Annotated in this window: 12 protein-coding genes; 9 read left to right on the forward strand and 3 right to left on the reverse strand. The window is 69.3% G+C overall.

Annotated features, from left to right (window positions below; all coding sequences use genetic code 11):
- The first annotated feature begins 84 nt into the window (after positions 1-84).
- The 7 genes from cobD to AC6CH2_RS13160 all read left to right on the forward strand — a co-directional run bounded on the left by cobD (position 85) and on the right by AC6CH2_RS13160 (position 6,715).
- A complete protein-coding gene (cobD, locus tag AC6CH2_RS13130) occupies positions 85-1,083 on the forward strand; it encodes a threonine-phosphate decarboxylase CobD (RefSeq protein WP_498269620.1) in 999 nt (332 codons plus the stop codon).
- Positions 1,080-2,576: a cobyric acid synthase gene (locus AC6CH2_RS13135; RefSeq protein ID WP_498269621.1), complete on the forward strand. Its 1,497-nt coding sequence runs from the start codon at positions 1,080-1,082 to the stop codon at positions 2,574-2,576. Before cobD ends, AC6CH2_RS13135 begins: the two co-directional genes overlap by 4 nt.
- Entirely contained in the window at positions 2,564-3,115 is a 552-nt protein-coding gene (gene cobU / locus AC6CH2_RS13140) for a bifunctional adenosylcobinamide kinase/adenosylcobinamide-phosphate guanylyltransferase (RefSeq protein ID WP_498269622.1), read from the forward strand. Before AC6CH2_RS13135 ends, cobU begins: the two co-directional genes overlap by 13 nt.
- Positions 3,112-4,179 (forward strand): nicotinate-nucleotide--dimethylbenzimidazole phosphoribosyltransferase, encoded by a 1,068-nt coding sequence (gene cobT / locus AC6CH2_RS13145; protein WP_498269623.1) that lies wholly within the window; start codon positions 3,112-3,114, stop codon positions 4,177-4,179. The genes cobU and cobT overlap by 4 nt, the downstream gene beginning before the upstream one ends.
- A gap of 49 nt (positions 4,180-4,228) precedes the next feature.
- Positions 4,229-4,858, forward strand: a complete 630-nt coding sequence (locus AC6CH2_RS13150; RefSeq protein ID WP_498269624.1) for a histidine phosphatase family protein — start codon at positions 4,229-4,231, stop codon at positions 4,856-4,858.
- Positions 4,855-5,598, forward strand: coding sequence for an adenosylcobinamide-GDP ribazoletransferase (locus AC6CH2_RS13155; protein ID WP_498269625.1), 744 nt, complete (start codon positions 4,855-4,857; stop codon positions 5,596-5,598). The genes AC6CH2_RS13150 and AC6CH2_RS13155 overlap by 4 nt, the downstream gene beginning before the upstream one ends.
- Positions 5,599-5,728: 130 nt before the next feature.
- Positions 5,729-6,715 carry an AraC family transcriptional regulator gene (locus tag AC6CH2_RS13160; protein WP_498269626.1) on the forward strand — a complete coding sequence of 329 codons (987 nt, stop codon included), beginning with the start codon at positions 5,729-5,731 and terminating at the stop codon, positions 6,713-6,715.
- 287 nt (positions 6,716-7,002) lie between these two features.
- Here AC6CH2_RS13160 and AC6CH2_RS13165 read toward each other — a convergent pair whose 3' ends face one another.
- The 3 genes from AC6CH2_RS13165 to AC6CH2_RS13175 form a co-directional block, all read right to left on the reverse strand.
- The gene (locus AC6CH2_RS13165) at positions 7,003-7,671 is read right to left on the reverse strand and encodes a YceH family protein (protein ID WP_498269627.1); all 669 of its coding nucleotides are present in this window, start codon (positions 7,669-7,671) and stop codon (positions 7,003-7,005) included.
- A 43-nt stretch (positions 7,672-7,714) separates the two neighbouring features.
- Entirely contained in the window at positions 7,715-9,406 is a 1,692-nt protein-coding gene (gene ybaL / locus AC6CH2_RS13170; RefSeq protein ID WP_498269628.1) for a YbaL family putative K(+) efflux transporter, read from the reverse strand.
- 992 nt (positions 9,407-10,398) lie between these two features.
- Positions 10,399-12,831 carry a TonB-dependent receptor plug domain-containing protein gene (locus tag AC6CH2_RS13175; RefSeq protein ID WP_498269629.1) on the reverse strand — a complete coding sequence of 811 codons (2,433 nt, stop codon included), beginning with the start codon at positions 12,829-12,831 and terminating at the stop codon, positions 10,399-10,401.
- 205 nt (positions 12,832-13,036) lie between these two features.
- Here AC6CH2_RS13175 and AC6CH2_RS13180 point away from each other — a divergent pair, with 205 nt between their 5' ends.
- Entirely contained in the window at positions 13,037-14,917 is a 1,881-nt protein-coding gene (locus tag AC6CH2_RS13180; RefSeq protein WP_498269630.1) for an ABC-F family ATP-binding cassette domain-containing protein, read from the forward strand.
- 1,191 nt (positions 14,918-16,108) lie between these two features.
- Positions 16,109-16,465, forward strand: a complete 357-nt coding sequence (locus AC6CH2_RS13185) for an FmdB family zinc ribbon protein (RefSeq protein ID WP_498269631.1) — start codon at positions 16,109-16,111, stop codon at positions 16,463-16,465.
- The last annotated feature ends 318 nt before the right edge of the window (positions 16,466-16,783 follow it).

Below are 16,783 nucleotides of genomic sequence, written 5' to 3' on the forward strand. Positions count from 1 at the left end.
TCGCGTTCGACCTTTCCTTCATCACGCAATCGCTGCATTTTCGCAGGCACGATGCGGTTCCAAAGAGCGGCAGGAGATCAACGCATGCTTGAGCACGGAGGCCGTCTGCTACGTGCCGCGCAGCGTTACGGCATCCCGCCCGAACGCTGGCTGGACCTGTCCACCGGCATCAACCCGGTGGCCTGGCCGGTGCCGGAGATTCCCGCGCGCGCCTGGCATCGGCTGCCCGAGGACGACGACGGGCTGGTCGAAGCGGCCCGCGATTACTACGCGGCGCCGGCGTTGTGGCCGGTCGCCGGCTCGCAGGCGGCGATCCAGGCCCTGCCTGAACTACGTGAAGCGTCGCGAGTCGGCGTGCTGGCGCCGGGTTATGCCGAACATGCGCACGCCTGGCGCCGCTGCGGCCATCGGGTCGAGTTGCGCACGGCCGACGAGCTGATCGCCGATGCCGACGACTTCGACGTGATCGTGCTGATCCATCCCAACAACCCCGGCGGCGATCGCTTCGAGCGCGAACGCCTGCTCGGCCTGCACGAACGCCTCGCCGCGCGCGGCGGCTGGCTGCTGATCGACGAGGCCTTCATGGACGCCACGCCCGACCACAGCCTGTGCGCGCACAGCGGGCGCGAGGGGCTGGTCGTGCTGCGTTCGGCCGGCAAGTTCTTCGGCCTGGCCGGTGCGCGCGCCGGCTTCGTCTGCGCCGCGCCGGCCCTGCTGGAACGCTTGCGCGACCGGCTCGGCCCCTGGGCCGTGGCCGGCCCGACCCGTTACGTATTGCGCCAGGCCTTCTCCGACCGCGACTGGCAGGCGGCGATGCGCGTGCGACTGCGTGCCCAAGGCGCGCGCCTGGCCGAATTGCTGCACGCGCATGGCCTCGCGCCGAGCGGCGGCAGCGCCTTCTTCCAATGGCATCGCAGCGACGAGGCCGCGCAGCTGCACGAAGCGTTGGCCCGGCGCGGCATTCTTACCCGCTTGTTCGACGCGCCGGCGAGCCTGCGCTTCGGCCTGCCCGGCGACGCCGCGCAATGGGCGCGACTGGATGCGGCGCTGGCCGAGACCGTCGGCGCGAGGACTGCGTCGTGAGCGCGCGCGTGCTGATGGTGCAGGGCTGCACCTCCGATGCCGGCAAGAGCGCTTTGGTGACCGCGCTGTGTCGATGGTTGCATCGGCGCGGGGTTGCGGTGGCGCCGTTCAAGCCGCAGAACATGGCGCTGAACTCGGCGGTCACCGCCGACGGCGGCGAGATCGGCCGCGCCCAGGCGGTGCAGGCGCAGGCGGCCCGGGTAGCCGCGCACACCGACTTCAACCCGGTGCTGCTCAAGCCCAACAGCGACACCGGCGCGCAGGTGATCCTGCACGGCCACGCGGTGTCCAACATGGATGCGCGCGGCTATCACGACTACAAGCGGGTCGCTCTCGACGCCGTGCTCGCCTCGCACGGGCGCCTGGTCGAAGGCTATGACGCGGTTGTGGTCGAAGGCGCCGGCAGCCCGGCCGAGATCAACCTGCGCGCCAACGACATCGCCAACATGGGCTATGCCGAGGCGGTCGACTGCCCGGTGCTGTTGATCGCAGACATCGACCGGGGCGGGGTGTTCGCGCATCTGGTCGGCACCTTGGCGCTGTTGTCCGAAAGCGAGCGTGCGCGCGTGGTCGGTTTCGTCATCAACCGGTTCCGCGGCGATATCGCCTTGCTGCAACCCGGGCTCGACTGGCTCGAACGCGAGACCGGCAAACCGGTGCTCGGCGTGCTGCCGTATCTGCACGGCCTGCACCTGGAGGCGGAGGACGCGCTGCCGCGCGAGCGCGCCGGCGGGGCCGGGGCGCGCCTGCGGGTGGCAGTGCCGGCGTTGCCGCGGATCAGCAACCACAACGACTTCGACCCGCTGCGGGCGCATCCGCAGGTCGATTGCGTGTTCGTTGGCCCGGGCGAAGCGCCGCCGGTCTGCGACCTGATCGTATTGCCGGGCTCGAAGTCGACCCGCGGCGACCTCGCCTGGCTGCGGCGCAACGGCTGGGCCGAGGCGATCGGGCGGCATCTGCGTTACGGCGGCAAGCTGATCGGCATCTGCGGCGGCCTGCAGATGCTCGGCCGTGCGGTCCACGACCCGCTCGGCATCGAAGGCGAGCCGGGTTCCAGCGAGGGCCTGGGCTGGCTCGATCTCGAAACCGAACTCGACTCGCACAAGCAACTGCGCAACGTGCGCGGCCGCCTCTCCATCGGCGACGGCGACAGCGACGGTGCAGCGGAGGCGGCCGGTTACGAAATCCATTGCGGCATCAGCCGCGGCCCGGCGCTGGCGTCGCCGGCCCTGCGTCTGGACGATGGCCGCGCCGACGGCGCCGTCTCCGCCGACGGCCAGATTCTCGCCAGCTATCTGCACGGCCTGTTCGACCAGCCGGCGGCGCTGGCGGCGTTGCTGCGCTGGGCCGGCCTGGCCGACGCCGAGCCGCTCGACATGCGCGGCCTGCGCGAGGCCAGCATCGATCGGCTCGCCGATGCGGTCGAGGCCCATCTCGACACCGCACGGCTCGCGCAATGGTTCGGCTTGGAGGAAGCGCTATGCACAGCCTGATCCTCGGCGGCGCGCGCTCGGGCAAGAGCGCGCTGGCCGAACGCCTGGCGGCCGAGTCCGACGAGGTCGTCTACCTCGCCACCGGCCAGGGCGGAGACGAGGAAATGCGCGAACGCATCGCCCACCATCGCGCGCGCCGCCCGGCGCATTGGGGCTGCATCGAAGAGCCGATCGCCCTGGCCGCGGCGCTGGGCCGCCATGCCGCGCCGGACCGCTGCCTGTTGGTTGACTGCCTGACCCTGTGGCTCAGCAACCTGCTCGGCGCTGAAGACGAGACCGTGTTCGGGCGCGAGCGCGAGGCCTTGCTGTCGTCTCTCGCGGATCTGCCGGGCCGGGTGCTGCTGGTCAGCAACGAGGTCGGCCTCGGCGTGGTGCCGATGGGCGCGTTGACGCGCCGCTACGTCGATGAGGCCGGGCGCCTGCACCAAGCGCTCGGTACGTTGTGCGACCGGGTGGTGTTCGTGGCGGCGGGTTTGCCGCTGGTATTGAAAGGCGCTCCGCTCGCTGCGGAGCCGAGTACGCGAGGAACCGGAACTTGAACGACGAAAGCAAGTGGTGGCTGCGCGGTTGCGCACCTCCGGACGCCGACATCGAAAGCCAGGCGCGCGCGCGCCAGACCCGGCTGACCAAACCGCCGGGCTCGCTCGGCGCGCTGGAGGAGCTCGCGGTGCGGCTGGCGGCGCTGCAGCGCACGCCGACGCCGAAAGCCGACCGGGTCTGGATCAGCGTGTTCGCCGCCGACCACGGCGTCGCCGCCGAGGGCGTCTCGGCGTTCCCGCAGGCGGTGACGGGCGAGATGGTGCGCAACTTCGCCCACGGCGGCGCGGCGATCAGCGTGCTCGCGCGCAGCCTCGGCGCGACCCTCGACGTGGTCAACCTCGGCACGGTCAACGACCCCGGCCCGATCCGCGGCGTGCATCGGGCGATCATCGCCGAGAGCACGGCCAACTTCTGCGACGCGCCGGCGATGAGCGAGGCGCAGTTGCGCGCGGCCCTGGGCGCCGGCGCCGCCAGCGTGCGCGCCGCGCTCGACGGCGCGGCGCAGTTGTTCATCGGCGGCGAGATGGGCATCGCCAACACCACTTCGGCCTCGGCGCTCGCGAGCGCCTTGCTCGGCCGTTCCCCGGCCGAATTGAGCGGCGCGGGCACCGGCCTCGATGCCGAGGGCATCGCCCACAAGGTCGGCGTGATCGAACGCGCGCTGGTCCTGCACGCCGGAGCCGGCGACGCATGGGAGCGCCTGCGCTGCCTCGGCGGTTTCGAGATCGCCGCATTGGCCGGCGCCTATATCGCTGCGGCCCAGGCCGGCTTGCCGGTGCTGGTCGACGGGTTCATCGCCAGCGTGTCCGCGCTGGTCGCCCAGGCCCTGAACCCGAGTTGCCGCGACTGGTTCCTGTACGCGCATCGTTCGCACGAACGCGGCCACGCCGCGGTGCTGCAGGCGCTTGGCGCGCAGCCCTTGCTCGACCTCGGCATGCGCCTGGGCGAGGCCAGCGGCGCCGCGGTCGCCGTGCCGCTGCTGCGCTCGGCCTGCGCCCTGCACAACGGCATGGCCACCTTCGCTGAGGCGGGAGTGTCCGAGGCGGCCCTGCAACAGGCATGATGTGGGCCCCGACGAACCCATGCCGCGCACAAGGACCGGAGCCGATGCGATGAGTTCCAGCGCCACCCTGATCGACCTGCTGCGCCATGGCGACACCGGCCATCGCAGCTACCGCGGACAGCTCGACGACAGCCTGCTCGAACTGGGCTGGTGGCAGATGCGCGACGCGGTGCGTGGGCGCGAGTGGGACGTCGTGGTGAGTTCGCCGTTGCAGCGATGCGCCGCGTTCGCGCGCGATCTGTCGCAGTCGCGCGGGCTGCCGTTGGCATTGGAGCCGCGGCTGCGCGAATACCACTTCGGCGAGTGGCAGGGCCGGCCGGTCGACGCCATCGCCAACCACGAAGGCGAGGCGCTGGCGCGGTTCTGGGCCGACCCGGTCGCGTATCCGCCGCCCGGCGCGGAAACCTTCGCCGCGTTCGCCGCGCGCCTGACCGGCGCGCTCGCCGAGATCCTGCGCGAGTATCCCGGCCGCCGCGTGCTGGTGATCACTCACGGCGGCGTGATCCGCCTGCTGCGTTGCCTGGCCGCCGGCCGGCGTTACAACGAAATGCTCAACATCGACGTCGCCCACGCCTCGCTGCATCCGCTGTCGTGGCCGCCGGCCCCGGGCCACGCCAACGAATTCGCCTCGGCGCAGGCGTCCTTGCAAGAGCAGCAAGCGGACCCGGTCGACGGTTGATGCGCGCTTTACTGGCCGCGATCGGATTCCTGACCCGGGTTCCGGTGCCGGCGCGCGTGTTCGACGATCCCCAGGCGCAATCGCGCTCGCTGGCCTGGTATCCGGCCGCGGGCCTGTTGATCGGCCTGCTGCTGTGCGCACTGGCCTGGGCCCTGCAGACTCGGCCGCCGCCGATCTCGGCGGCGTTGCTGCTCGCGGCCTGGGTGGCATCGACCGGCGCCCTGCATCTGGACGGCCTCGCCGACAGCGCCGACGCCTGGGTCGGCGGCATGGGCGCCACGCCGGAGCAGACTCGCGAACGTACCCTGACCATCATGAAGGACCCACGCAGCGGCCCGGTCGGCGTGGTCGCGGTGGTGCTGGCGCTGCTGTTGAAGTTCGCCGCCCTGGCGAGCCTGCCGGCGCCGGCCTGGGTCGCCTTGCTGATCGCGCCGGTGCTGGCGCGCGCGGCCCTGACCTTGGCCTTCGTGAGCCTGCCGTACGTGCGCAGCGGCGGCCTCGGCCAGCGCCTGGTCGACGCGCCGCGCGCGGCCTGCCTCGTCGCGCTCGTCGCCAGCGCCGGGTTCTGCGCGATAGGCGGCTGGCGCGGGGGGCTGGCGCTTGCCGTCGCCGCGCTCGTGTTCGCTTACTGGCGCCATGCCTGCCTGCGGCGCCTGCAGGGCATGACCGGCGACACCTGCGGCGCGCTGACCGAACTCACCGAAGCCGCGGTGCTGGTCGCCCTGGCGCTGTCCTACTGACGGGCGCCGGCGCGGCCGATCCGGGGCGCCCGGTCCGGCCGGTTGCGAAAGCGCAAGATGTGAACCGCGGCGATGGCGCCGACCTGCCAGGCTCGACACCGATCCCATACCGTCCGCAAGGAGCACGGCCATGTCATCGGTCAAGCAGCACCCGAGCCAGGAACGCCCGAATCAGGAACGCCCGAGCCAGGAATGCCCGAGCCAGGAACGCAGCGGCCCCGCCTCGAAGGCCGGCACCCGCGATGTCCACCAGCGCCGCATCGACCGCGCGGTCGCCCTGATCGAGCAATCGATCGCGCGCGGCGAGGAGCCGCCCGAGTTGAACCGGCTCGCCGAGGCGGCCTCGTTCTCGCCGTTCCACTTCCATCGCGTTTATCGCGCGATGACCGGCGAGACCACCGGCCAGACCGTGGCGCGACTGCGCCTGTTGCAAGGGCTGCAGCTGCTCGCCAGCGCCGAGCGCAGCATCACCGACGCCGCGCTCGCGGTCGGCTACCACACCCCGCAGGCGTTCACCCGCGCGTTCCGCCAGAGCGTCGGCGGCACCCCGAGCGAGTTGCGCGCCGAACCCGAACGCCTGCGGCGCGAGATCGAACGCCTGTCGCTGCCGGCCGAGAGCGAGTCCGCGCAGTCGTCGCCGTTACGGGTCGAGGTGGTCAGCGTCGATCCCTTCCACGTGCTCGCCTTGCGCGTCACCGGCGCCTACCCGGAGCAGAACGACGGCTTCGGCCGCCTGTTCGGCTGGGCCGCCGAGCGCGGCCTGCTGGATACCCTGACCGGTCTGTTCGGCGTGCCCTGGGACGACCGCCGCGACACCCCGCCGCAGGCCTGCGCCTTCGATTGCATGATCGCCCTCGGCGCGCCGGTGCAACCCGACGCCGGCGACGGACTGCACACGATGCGATTGGGCGGCGGCCGCTACGCCCGCGTCCGTCACGTCGGCGCCTTCGACGGACTGGAGGCGCTGACCGATGCCTTGCTGGCGCGCTGGTTGCCCGACAGCGGCGAATCCTTGCGCGATGCGCCGCTGCACCACGAATATCTCGACGACCCCGACGAAGTGCCGGAGCCGCTGCTGCGCACCGATATCTACCTGCCGCTGCAGGATCGGGGTTGAGTCGCGGCGCAGCGCTGCGCTGAAGGGTTAGGAGCGGCGCAAGCCGCGACCGCGCAGTGACCCGCTGCGGCGACAGTGCCGGTCGCGAATCGAAATCCTGCCCATTCCTGTCATGCCGTTATGCATCCGATTGCGCGGTCATCGGGGCCGATGGCGGTCGCGGCTTGCGCCGCTCCTACAGAGGTCGCGACGCGGGTTTTGCATTACGCCGCGATCGCGGGCGATGACGATCGCGGCTTGCGCCGCTCCTGCCCCGAAGGCCTCGGGGCAGGCGCGACCGCCCGCGCTCAGGCCCCGGCGGCTTCCAGCCGGGCTTCCAATTCGGCGACCTTGGCTTCCAGCGCGGCGATGCGTTCGAGCAAGGCCGAGGAGGGGGCCGATGCGCCGCCTCCTTCATCGCCCGACCCGCCGCCGACATACACCGGTTCGCCGCTGAGCAAATGGCCGTAGCGGTCTTCGCGCTGCCCGCTCTGGCGCGGGATCACCCGCACGATGGCGGGGGTGTGCTGGGCCAGGCGCTCCAGCGCGTACTGCACGTCGCCGACTGATTCGAACTTGGCCATGCGTTCGCTGCGCGACAGCAGTTCGTGGGTGGTCTGCGGCCCGCGCAGCAGCAACAAGCCGAGCAGGGCGGTCTGCGGACGGGTCAGGTCGAGCACGGTGGCGGCGCGATGCGAATAGCGCTCGGCGCGCGAGCTGTGCTGCGACTTCACCCAGCCGCGCGTCTCCAGCCGGCGCAGGGCATTGGCGACCTCGCCCTGTTCCAGTTGCATCGTCGGTTCGCGCGCGGTCTTCTGGTTGCAGGCGGTGACGATGGCGTTGAGGGTCAGCGGATAAACGTCCGGAGTGGTCGCTTCCTTCTCGATCAGGCTGCCGATGATGCGCGCTTCGGCCGCGCTGAGTTGCGGGGTGGCGTCGGATGCGGCGTCGGTGCTGGAGTGGTCGGGCTCGCTCATGGTCGTTCTGGACTCGTGTCTGTTCGAAGCGGAAGAACCGCGCTCAGGTGAGCGCGGTCGAAGGCGGCAGCTGGCGCGCGCCGCGGTAGACCGGCGCGGCCATGACCATCTCGGCCAGGCTGTGGGCCAGCTCGCGCTCGGCCATCACCGCGCCGTCGGCGCCGTGCTCGAGCAGGTGCTTGACCTCGTTGTCGCTGTGGGCGCGGGCGACGATGCTCAGGGCCGGGTTGATCTCGCGCAGGCGGGCGATGATCTCGCCGGCTTCGAGCGCGTTCGGGATCGCCACCATCACCGTGGTCGCGCGTTCCGGCCGCGCTTCGCGCAGCACCCGCTCGTTGACCGCGTTGCCGAACACCGCCGGCAGTCCGGCGGCGCGCGCCTTGTCGACCAGGCTGTCCTCGCCGTCGATCACGACCAGCGGCACCTTGTGCTCGGTCAACAGGCGGCCGAGCTCGCTGCCGACCCGGCCGTAGCCGATCAGAATCACGTGTTGGTCGATATCGGCCGGCACCGGCGGCGCGATCGGGTCGATCCTCGCCTCGATCGCGGCCGCGGCCTCGCGCGCCTGCTTGCGGTCGAGCCAGGCGAACAGCAGCGGATTGACGATGATCGACAGCAGCGCGCCGGCGAGAATCAAGTCCTGGCCTTCCTTCGGCAGGATTTTCAGTTCCACGCCGAGGGTAGCGAGGATGAACGAGAACTCGCCGATCTGGGCCAGGCTGGCCGAGATCATGATCGCGGTCGAATTGGGTTTTCCGAACGCGCGCACGATGGCATAGGCAGCCACCGACTTGCCGATCACGATGATCGCGAAAGTGGCGACCACTTCCACCGGCCGTTCGACCAGGATCATCGGGTTGAACAACATGCCCACCGAGACGAAGAACAACACCGCGAACGCATCGCGCAGCGGCAGGGTCTCAGCGGCCGCCTGATGGCTGAACTCGGACTCGTTTAGCATCATCCCGGCGAAGAACGCGCCGAGCGCGAACGACACGCCGAACAGTTCGGCCGAACCGAACGCGACGCCGAGCGCTATCGCCAGCACGCACAGAGTGAACAACTCGCGCGAACCGGTGCCGGCCACGCGTTCGAGAATCCAGGGGATGACCCGGCGGCCGACGATCAGCATCACCGCGATGAACGCGCCGACCTTGGCCAGGGTGATGAAGAGTTGGCTCCACACTTCCGAGCCCTCGGTGGCTTCGCCCTTGAGCAGGCCCGACAGCGCCGGTAGCAAGACCAGCGCGAGCACCATCGCCAGGTCTTCGACGATCAGCCAGCCGACCGCGATGCGTCCCTTGGCGGTCTCGACCAACCGCCGTTCCTCGAGCGCGCGCAGCAGCACCACGGTACTGGCCACCGACAGCGCCAGGCCGAACACCAGGCCGGCGCCGTGGCTCCAGCCGAGCAGCCAGGCCAGGCCCCAGCCCAGCGCGGTGGCGGCGACGATCTGCACGATCGCGCCGGGCAAGGCGATGTTCTTGACCTCGAGCAGGTCGCGCAGGGAGAAATGCAGGCCGACGCCGAACATCAGCAGGATCACGCCGATTTCGGCCAATTGCGGCGCAAGGGTCTGGTCGCCGACGAAGCCCGGCGTGAAGGGTCCGGCGACGATGCCGGCGATGAGATAGCCCACCAGCGGCGACAGTCGCAGGCGTTGCGCGATGGCGCCGAAGATGAAGGCGAGTACGAAACCGGCTACCAGGATGGCGATCAGGGACGTGTGATGCATCGGCTCTCCTGTGATGTAGTCCTTTTAGGATGTGTCGCGAGGCCGTTGGATGCAAGTCTTTCTCGTTGTTGTGGCGCTTGCAAATGATTGTTTCTGAAACATTTTTACCCGTGGACAGGCAGGCGGCGCCGGTGCGGATACGTGTCGGAGACTTGCGCGCAAGGGGTGGTGCGGGTGTGACGGTCTGGCGGTCGGCGGGGATCGGTCCGTGTTCGCGGGAGGTGTAGGGATGAATGCGAGTTCAGCTGTGCGCGGGGCTTCGGAGTGATCGGGCGCGGATTTGCGCGAAATGGGGTGGTGGGGGCTGGGTTGCGCGCAGAGATAGCGAGGCCGTCGTCATCCGTGGACGCGGCGTGCCGTCGCCAGGTAGGAGCGGCGCAAGCCGCGGCCACGGGACGCACAGAGATGCCGGGGCCGTCGCCGTTCGTCGAAGCGGCGGGCCTTCGCCAGGGTAGGAGCGGCGCAAGCCGCGACATCGCTGTGGCGGTCTCGCGACGTCTCCCTCAGGCAAGATCAAGATCAAACCCAAAGCTTCCGCCACTAAAGCGGCGGGTTACTTTCTTTTGTCTGAAGCAACAAAAGAAAGGTAACCAAAGAAGTTGCTTTTCTTTGAATCAAGAGCCCGCACGAGCGATGCCGACGCAGGGATCTACATACGGGACATCCGTGTCCCGATGAAAGACGGCCTGCATCCTTGCAGGCCGCCCTCCGGGTCTTCTACGGTCTTTGCGAGTGCTCGGCTGCGCACAGCAACAGTAAAATCTTCATGGCAACGGCGCGGCAACGGAACCGCCAACTGCGACGTTGCTCTTGGGTAGGAGCGGCGCAAGCCGCGACCGCGGGCTTGCGGTCTCGCGGCGCATCGGCCAGGACCTGACGATCGTGCCATCGAGGGGCCGGTCGCTCTCGGGTTGAACAAACCCCACTATCAGAAAGGCCGCCCTGCGGCGGCCTCCCGATCGGATGCGGCGACCCTCGTCGCCGCTACCGGCTCACCAGTTGTACCCGACCTTGGCGTACGCGAACGCGCCGTTGAACCCGAACGGGGAATTGCCGCTATACGGCAGCTGCCCGCTTTCGCTGTTGGCGTAGATCGACTCGTCGGGGTATTCGTTGAGTACGTTGTCGCCGCCGACGGTGAACTCCCATCCGTCGACGGCGTAGGTCGCGGCGAGGTCGAGGGTCCATTTCGCGCGGTAGGTCTGGTCGCGCACGCCGCTGGGGTCGTCGTTGAAGGTATGGAACTCGCCGTAGCGGGTCGTGGTGGCGTCGAAGCGCCAGGGACCGGTGGTCCAGCTGCCGCCGAGGAAGAACTTGTCGCGCGGGGCGCCCCGGGTGATGCGGCCCTGTTCGACGCGGCCGATGCGCTGCAGGTTGACGCCGCCGGCGGTGAGCTCGGGCGGGTTGGGGGCGATGCGCTCCAGGGTGGTCTTGTTGCGGTTGTAGCCGGCGGTCAGGTCGATGGCGCCGGCGGCGAGCGACCATCGATAACTGCCGACGATGTCGATGCCGCGGGTGCGGGTGTCGACGGCGTTGGTGAAGTAACGGCCGCCGGTGATGCCGCGGTGGCCGCGCGCTTCCAGGAAACTCGCCACCGCCGGGCCGCGCAGGTTTTCCGAGAGGATGATGCGGTCGTCGATGTCGATCTGGTAGGCGTCGACGGTGATGTACAGCGATTCGACCGGCTGCAGTACCAGGCCCAGGCCGATGTTGGTCGACTCCTCGGCCTTCAGCGGCTCGGCGCCGAGCGCGATCGCGGCCGGGTCGTCGACGGCGAAGGTGCGGACCTGGAACGGAGTCGGGTCGCCCAGCACGATCACGGTCTGGGTCGATTGGTAGAACTGCTGTTGCAGCGACGGTGCGCGGAAGCCGGTCGACAGGGTGCCGCGCAGGGCGACCTTGTCGGTGAAGGCGTAACGCGCCGACAGCTTGCCCGAGGTGGTTTCGCCGAAATCGCTGTAGCGCTCGTAGCGCGCGGCGGCGCCGAGCGAGAGCTTGGCGGTCACGTCGGCTTCAAGGTCGGCATAGAACGAATGACTGTTGCGGTTGCGGCGGCTGGCGTCCGACGGGGTGAAGCCCGGGAACACTTGCGCGCCGGGCGCGCCGGGCTCGGGACCGGCGACATACGAGGCCGGTTCGCCGGGCGACTGGTTGAACTTCTCGCCGCGCCATTCGCCGCCGAAGGCCACGGTCAGCGGGTACTCGAGCCAGCCCACGTCGAAGGACTTGTTGAAGTCGGCGTTGAGCACGTTCTGGGTGACTTCGAGCGCGCCGATGTAGAAGTCGCGCGGCGAGGCCGCGCCGAGGGTGCGGTTGATGCTGTTGCGCACGTCGAAGTCGAGCTGATTCTGGCCGTAGTTGTAGCTCAGGTCGAGGTTCCAGCCGCCAGCGGTCTGGCCGCGCAGGCCGAGCACGAAGGCGCGGTCCTGGCTGACGTTGTCGATCTGCGGCAGGAAGCCGTCCGGGTACACCGAGCGGATGTTGTTGGGATTGCCGGGGGCGCGGAAGTAGCCGTTGGAGATGGCGCGGCGACGGCTGGCGGTGCCGAAGGAATAGAACTCGACCCCTTCGCTTGGGCTCCACGTTGCGTTGTAGGCCAGCGCGGCCTGGTCGATCTCCGGGTCGCCGTAGCGGTGCACCACCTTGCCGGGCGGGTTGCTGGTCGGGGTGACCGGGCCGAGGTAGGGGCGGGCGCGGTCGGTGTTGTCGCTGTGGCCGCCCTGGGCCGACAGGTGCACCGCACCGTTCTCGCCGAGCTGGAAGCCGGCGTCGCCGGACAGCTGGTACTGCTTGCCGTCGCCGGCGCTGTACTGGCCGTAGCGTGCGGCGACGCTGCCGCCGGTGCCGCGGCCCTTGAGCACGATGTTGACCACGCCGGCGATGGCGTCGGAGCCGTACTGCGCCGAGGCGCCGTCTCGCAGCACTTCGACGCGCTCGATCGCCGCAATCGGGATCGCGTTGAGGTCCACCGGCGAAGAGCCGCGGCCGATGCTGTCGTTGAGATTGATCAGCGAGGTCGTGTGGCGGCGCTTGCCGTTGACCAGCACCAGCACCTGGTCGGGGGCGAGGCCGCGCAGCTGCGCCGGGCGCACCGCATCGGTGGCATCGGTGATGGCCGGGCGCGGGAAGTTCAACGAGGGCAGGGCGCGCGACAGCGCGGTGGCCAGCTCGACCGTACCGGTGGCCTCCAGAGTCTGCGGGGTGATGATGTCGATCGGCGCGGTGGATTCGGCGACGGTACGGTCGCTGACCCGGGTGCCGGTGACAATCAGGGTGTCGAGGTTGGTCGGGTTGGCGGCGCCCGGGTCGGGAGCGGTCGAAGCCGGGGCGGCCGGGTCTTGCCCATCGGGGGCCTGGGCCCAGGCGGGAGCGGTGGCCAGGGCGATCGATACGGCGGTGCTGAGCACGGACAGGCGGCGGGACATGGGGGCTCCGGGCGGTCGAACGGGGGAACGTCAGGGCGAGCGCCGCCGCCACGGCCGGCGCGAGGGGCGCTTTGCCGCGGGAGGCGAGCTCGTTGACGCGTGGGGGCGGTCTGAGGCCGACGTCCCGATTATTCGACGGCCGCCCCGGCAACGGCCGAACTTGTGTTCATGAGCAAATACGGATCAGTCATGCGACCATATCCGCATGATTTCTTTCCGTGATTTCGCCATGCGGCGTGGCGAACGCCTGCTGCTGTCCAACGTAGACCTGACCCTGCACGCCGGCTGGCGGGTGGGCGTGATCGGCCGCAACGGCACCGGCAAGTCCTCGCTGTTCGCGGCGATCCAGGGCGAGGTCGAGGCCGACCGCGGCGACATCGACGTGCCCAACCGCGTGCGCATCGCCAGCGTGGCCCAGGAAACCCCGGCCCTGGACGATGCCGCGCTGGACTTCGTGCTGTCCGGCGACGCCAACGTTTACAAAGTCATCGTCGAGGAGCGCGAAGCGGTCGAGCGCGAGGACTGGGAAGCGGTCGCCGAGGCCCACCACCAGCTCGAAGAGCTCGGCGGCTACGACGCCACCGCGCGCGCCGGCAAGCTGCTGCACGGCCTGGGCTTTTCCGCCGATACCCACGAACGCGCGGTCAAGGAGTTCTCCGGCGGCTGGCGCGTGCGCCTGAACCTGGCGCGCGCGCTGATGACGCCGTCGGACCTGCTGCTGCTCGACGAGCCGACCAACCATTTGGACCTGGACGCGGTGCTGTGGCTGGAGCAGTGGTTGCTCAAGTACCCGGGCACCTTGCTGCTGATCTCGCACGACCGCGAGTTCCTCGACGAGGTCACCACCCACACCCTGCACCTGCACGACGGCAAGGCCAAGCTGTATACCGGCGATTACACCTCGTTCGAACGCCAGCGCGCCGAACACCTGCGCCTGCAGCAGATCACTCACGAAAAGCAGCAGGCCGAGCGCGCCCACCTGCAGAGCTTCATCGACCGTTTCAGCGCCAGCGCGGCCAAGGCCAAGCAGGCGCAGTCGCGGGTCAAGCGCCTGGCCAAGATGGTCGGCACCGAGGCGGTGCGGATGGAACGCGCGATGCGGATCGAGTTCCCGGCGCCGGCCAAGCTGCCGCACGCGTTGCTGCGCCTGATCCATGCCGATTGCGGTTACGGCGACCACGTGGTGCTGGACGACGTCAGTTTCATCCTCGAAGCCGGCGACCGCATCGCCTTGCTCGGCCCGAACGGCGCCGGCAAGTCGACACTGGTCAAGTCGCTGGTCGGCGAGCTGGAGTTGCTGACCGGCGAACGCGGCGGCCATCCGGACCTGCGCATCGGTTATTTCGCCCAGCACACGGTCGAATCGCTGCATGCCGGCGTCAGCCCGATCGACCACCTGGCCGAAATCGCTCCCGGCGTGCCGACCCAGCAGTTGCGCGACTTCCTCGGCAAGTGGAATTTCCCCGGCGACCGCGCCTTCGAATCGGTCGACGGTTTTTCCGGCGGCGAGCGCGCGCGCCTGGCCCTGGCGATGATCGCCTGGCGCAAGCCGAACGTGCTGCTGCTCGACGAACCGACCAACCACTTGGACCTGGACGTGCGCGAAGCGCTGGCCGAGGCCTTGTCGGATTTCGCCGGCGCGATCGTGCTGGTCTCGCACGACCGCCACTTGATCGGCCTGGTCTGCGAAACCTTCTGGCGCGTGGCCGACGGCGTCGCCCAGCCGTTCGACGGCGACCTCGACGCCTACGCGGTGTGGCTGCGCACCCGCGACAACAGCAACGACGGCAAGGGCGCGGCGGTGGCCAAGGCGGCCGCGCAGGCGACCGCGGCCGCGTCGGCCGCCAAGCAGGCTGCGGGCGGCAAGGGCGGTCGCAAGGTCAACCCGGTCAAGCTGGCGGAAGCGGAAAAGCGCGTGGCCGAGCTGGAATCCAAGTTGCACACCCTGGACATGGACCTGGCCGACCCGACCAAGTACGCCGGTGGCGGCGACAACGCCGCCGAGCTGGCCAAGCAGCGCGAGAAGGTTGCGGCGGAGTTGGCCCGGGCCGAGGCGGAGTGGATGGCGTTGTACGACGCGGCGTGAGGTTTCGCATCTGCGTTCGGGACGCCGCTCTTGTAGGAACGGCGTGGGCCGCGACCGCCATGCTTCGATCTCGCGTCATATTGGTAAGGCCTGTGTAGGAGCGACGTGAGTCGCGACCGCGGGACGCGCAGGAATGGCGAGGCCTTTGTCATTCGTCGAGACGTCGTGTTTGCGCCAGGGTAGGAGCGGCGCAAGCCGCGACCGCGCCGTTGCGGGCTCGCGGCGCATACTTCGTGGAAGATCAAGATCAAGATCAAACCCAGAGCTTCCGCCACTAAAGCGGCGGGTTACTTTCTTTTGTCTGAAGCAACAAAAGAAAGGTAACCAAAGAAAAATGCTTCTCTTTGAATCACCTGCCCGCACGTTCGGTGCCTCCGCGGGGATTTTTCATACGGGACCTCCCTGTCCCGATGAAAAACGGCCCGCATCCATGCGGGCCGCCCTCCGGGTCTTCTATGGCCTTCGCTAGTGCGGAACGGCGCACAGCAACAGCTGCGAAACGCTCGGCTGCGAGGCTTAAAGGGTAGGAGCGGCGCAAGCCGCGACCGCGCCGTTGCGGGCTCGCGGCGCATACTTCGTGGAAGATCAAGATCAAGATCAAACCCAGAGCTTCCGCCACTAAAGCGGCGGGTTACTTTCTTTTGTCTGAAGCAACAAAAGAAAGGTAACCAAAGAAAAATGCTTCTCTTTGAATCACCTGCCCGCACGTTCGGTGCCTCCGCGGTGATTTTTCATACGGGACCTCCCTGTCCCGATGAAAAACGGCCCGCATCCCTGCGGGCCGCCCTCCGGGTCTTCTATGGCCTTCGCTAGTGCGAATCGACGCACGGCAACGGCAACGGCAACAGCAAAGTCGTGGCGCCTACAGCAACGGCAGGGGCAGGGCAGAGCAAGGGCGGATCCTTCTCCCGCTTGCGGGAGAAGGTGGCGCGCAGCGCCGGATGAGGGCGGGCGCCATGTGAATCCGGCCCTTCGTCACCGGCGCCGACGGATCACGGCTCGGACGAGGCCTGGCAACGGCAGGAAACGGCGGCTTTGCCGGTAGCCGAGACCGCGCCGACCGGGGCCGGAGCGAACCCGCCGGGGCCTGAAACGAGCTCGATGCGGGTCCGATCAGAGGCCGCCGCGCCTTGCATCGCCGCGATCCGCCCCCACACTGCCAGTCCGTCGTCCCGAACTACAGTCACCGCCATGCCTATCTACGCCTTCCAGTGCAGCGCCTGCGGCCACGCCTTCGATCGTCTGCAGAAGCTGTCCGACGCCGACCCCACCGTCTGCCCCGAGTGCGGCGCCGAGAAAGTGGGGCGCCAGTTGACCGCGCCGCAGTTCCGCCTGGCCGGCGGCGGCTGGTACGAGACCGACTTCAAGAAGGACGGCGACAAGAAACGCAATCTGGCCGGCGAGGGCAGCTCCGGCGGCGCGTCTTCGGGCTCCGCCGCATCCGGCGGCGACAACAAGCCGGCCGAGAAGAAGGCCGAGGCCAAACCCGAGAAGAAGGCCGATACCGCGGCGGCCAGCAAGCCGGCGAGCGGCGGCGGGGCGAGCTGAGCTGAGCCCCGTCCGGGTCTTGATTGGATTCCCCTGGGGCGCCGCGAGGCGCCCCAGTGCGTTTCCGGGACTGCTTCGTCCTCGCCGGATGCCGCTTTGCGCCGAACAGCGACGGAGCGCGGCGGATGGTCTCGCGACCCTGGTCGCGCCTTCTTTACCCTCGGTTTTCTTGGATCGTCATCCCCGCGAAGGCGGGGACAAGGCTACAACGCGAGATCGGGCCGGGACTGTGGTCCGCCGTGAGGCCCCATGCCGGACGAGCCCGCGGAAAGAGTGCGGCCCGAGTTGGGGACTGCTGCGACGGCCCGACCGGGATCG

The sequence above is a fragment of the Lysobacter sp. GQ73 genome, from assembly GCF_059758755.1.